The sequence below is a fragment of the Amycolatopsis keratiniphila subsp. keratiniphila genome, assembly GCF_001620365.2.
In the GTDB taxonomy this organism is placed as follows: domain Bacteria; phylum Actinomycetota; class Actinomycetes; order Mycobacteriales; family Pseudonocardiaceae; genus Amycolatopsis; species Amycolatopsis keratiniphila.
Genome location: NZ_LQMT02000055.1, coordinates 1 through 2,638, shown reverse-complemented (window position 1 = coordinate 2,638; position 2,638 = coordinate 1). Strand labels below are relative to the sequence as shown.

At 69.5% G+C, this 2,638-nt stretch carries 4 protein-coding genes; 2 read left to right on the top strand and 2 right to left on the bottom strand.

What is annotated here, in order from left to right:
- The coding region (locus AVR91_RS41755) for a class F sortase (RefSeq protein WP_076857571.1) at positions 1 to 474 on the bottom strand (474 nt) is incomplete at its 3' end.
- 7 nt (positions 475 to 481) lie between these two features.
- A complete protein-coding gene (locus AVR91_RS41750; RefSeq protein ID WP_063274616.1) occupies positions 482 to 1,552 on the bottom strand; it encodes a hypothetical protein in 1,071 nt (356 codons plus the stop codon).
- Positions 1,553 to 1,817: 265 nt separating this feature from the next.
- Here AVR91_RS41750 and AVR91_RS41745 point away from each other — a divergent pair, with 265 nt between their 5' ends.
- Positions 1,818 to 2,201: an ArsR/SmtB family transcription factor gene (locus AVR91_RS41745; RefSeq protein ID WP_043848664.1), complete on the top strand. Its 384-nt coding sequence runs from the start codon at positions 1,818 to 1,820 to the stop codon at positions 2,199 to 2,201.
- Positions 2,202 to 2,203: 2 nt separating this feature from the next.
- The gene (locus AVR91_RS41740) at positions 2,204 to 2,617 is read left to right on the top strand and encodes a Fur family transcriptional regulator (protein ID WP_020629376.1); all 414 of its coding nucleotides are present in this window, start codon (positions 2,204 to 2,206) and stop codon (positions 2,615 to 2,617) included.
- The last annotated feature ends 21 nt before the right edge of the window (positions 2,618 to 2,638 follow it).

The window sequence follows — 2,638 nt, the reverse complement described above, 5'->3', positions numbered from 1 at the left end:
CTTGTGCACGGTGACGATCTCCCGCACGCGATAGACCCAGATGCCGCCCGCCGCGTCGCTGACGGCCACTTCCTGGCCCTCCCGCATCCGCCACAACTCGTCGAACGGTCCTTTGACGCCGCCCCAGTTGACGTGCCCGGAGATCAGCGCCGTACCCGCTTCGGCACCCAGCCGCGCACCCCACCAGGCCGCGTCGCCGAGCCCACGCGGGATCGGGAGGACGCCGGTGGAGTTGACCTCGGAGCGCACGAGTCTCGCCGATCCGCCTTCGGGCAGGCGGATGGTGCCGGGCCGCTGCCCGCGTTTCGAACTGTCGGCGGGCAGCGCCAAGGGGGCACCGTCCTCACCGGGCGCGACCGCGGGTTCCGCGAACGACACCGGCTGTTCCGGCGGGATCCAGGTCAGCACGATCACGCCCGCGGAGATGGCGAGCGCGGAGACCACCGCGGACAGTGCCGCCTGCCAGGGCCGCACGGGGCGGCTACTTCTCCCGCACCGGAACGGGTTTGCGGCGGCGGAGGAGCAGCATGGCCGCGGCGCCGATCACGATGCCGCCGCCCAGCAGGCTCAGCCCGACCACGGTCCGCGTCGAGTCGGCGGCCTGCGGCGGGATACCGCCCGCGGGCACCGTCCCCGGCACCGCGGGTTGCGCGGGCGCCGCGCCCGGTCCGGTACCACCGGCGGGCTTCGCGACGAAGTTCTTCGGGATCGAGCAGCTCACGCCGCCGAGCACGAGCGTCGTACGGGCCTCGCGCAGATCCTTGCCCGCGTCGTCACGGACGTGCGTGACGATGTCCACCTTCCAGCCCGCCACCGCGGTGACGTCGCCGTTGCGCCAGCCGTCCTGCCGGATGAGCTGGTCGAACGCGGTCACGCGGGACACGGTGAGGTCGGAGGTGGTGTCGTCCTTGCCGATGTTCTCGTTCTTGATGACCGACGGCGGGCCGAGCTTGAGGCCCTTGACGTCGACACCCGAAGCACCGGACGGCTTCAAGTCACCGTTCTGGTCCCGCACCCAGATCTTGCCCACGCTCGTCGACGACGTCGCCTTGGCCGGCGACGAGCAGTCGACGGCGCTCTTCGCGCCTTCGAGCACCAGCACGGTGTTGTCGGCGGGCTTCGCGCCTCCGCGCCCGTTGTCGAGCAGGGCGAAGTTGCCCTCCGCGACCGCCGTCGGGACCGTGGTCTGCTGCAGCGCGGCGACCACGTTGTGATCGCGGCTGGCGATACCGGGCGGGAACGGGCTCTGAGCGCCGAAACGGCCCAGGTTGACGGCCCATTTGTCGCCGAAGGTGTTCTCCTCGCCCTTGTCACGCGGGACGACGGTGCGGTCCGGGGACAGTTTCGACAGGCCGGGTGTCAGCGGCGAGCGCTGGGTCTCGGTGATCAGCGATCCCGGGTTCCCGATGCGCACCGACGCCACGTTCGCGAACGACACGGGGCCGGTCTTCTCATCGACGGCCTGCGTCGTCTGCGCCGAGGCGAGCCCCGGAACCGACGCCAAAGCGACGGCCGCCGTCGCGGCGGCCAGCTTCGTCACGAAACGAGTCATGTCTCCCCACTGCCTCTCCGGGCCGTCAGAGCGCGGTCGTCAGCGTACGAGAAGCGACGAAACGCTCCGCGACAACCTTGCACCGTTGGCGACCACATGCGAAGTGGAATGGTCATTTCTTTGCGAAGTCACCCGAATGGAGCAGTAACATCGCCGCCAAGTGGTCGCCCGGTCGGCGAACAGACCACCGGGGACGGGAACACTAAGATGGGCTGAGCTGTTACTGGCAATGACTTCGGAAATCATGATGGACTTGGAGGCGGCGATGGCTACGGTGACCCCGGACTCTGCCGCCCCGGGCCTCACGGAAGACCCCGGACCGCATTCGTCGGCCCGTCCCCCCGCCGAACCCGCCACGTCGGCCTCGCCCGCCGTGCTCGCGGACGCCGGGGACCTGCTCAGGGCGCTCGCCGCGCCCGTGCGCATCGCCATCGTCATGCAGCTGCGTAACGCGGACCGGTGCGTGCACGAACTGGTGGACACGCTCGATGTCGCGCAGCCGCTGATCAGCCAGCACCTGCGGGTGCTGAAGACCGCGGGTGTCGTACAGGGTGAGCGACGCGGCCGAGAGGTGGTGTACCGGCTGGTCGACGATCACCTTGCGCATATCGTGGTGGACGCCGTAGCCCACGTTCAGGAGGGGAAGTGAGCATGAGTCCGACGACGGCCAACAGTTCCGCGCCGGTGCCGGGACGCCGGTCGACGAAACAGCGGGCCGCCGTGGTCGAGCTGCTCAAGGAGATCGACGACTTCCGTTCCGCCCAGGAACTGCACGACGAGCTGCGCAAACGCGGAGACGGCATCGGGCTCACCACGGTGTACCGGACGCTGCAGTCGCTGTCGGAGGCCGGCGAGATCGACGTCCTGCGCACCGACACCGGCGAGGCCATCTACCGGCGTTGCTCGTCGCACCACCACCATCACCTGGTGTGCCGTCTCTGCGGCAGCACCGTCGAGGTCGAGGGGCCCGCGGTGGAGCGGTGGGCCGAGAAGATCGCTTCGGAGCACGGGTTCTCCGACATCAGCCACACCGTGGAGATCGTCGGGACCTGCTCGAACCACTGACGAGCGCTATGAACGGTCCGT

Bases quoted from the DNA above. Each gene is read 5' to 3' on its own strand.
- AVR91_RS41750 (WP_063274616.1), bottom strand. From the start codon at position 1,552: ATGACTCGTTTCGTGACGAAGCTGGCCGCCGCGACGGCGGCCGTCGCT.
- AVR91_RS41745 (WP_043848664.1), top strand. From the start codon at position 1,818: ATGGCTACGGTGACCCCGGACTCTGCCGCCCCGGGCCTCACGGAAGAC.
- AVR91_RS41740 (WP_020629376.1), top strand. From the start codon at position 2,204: ATGAGTCCGACGACGGCCAACAGTTCCGCGCCGGTGCCGGGACGCCGG.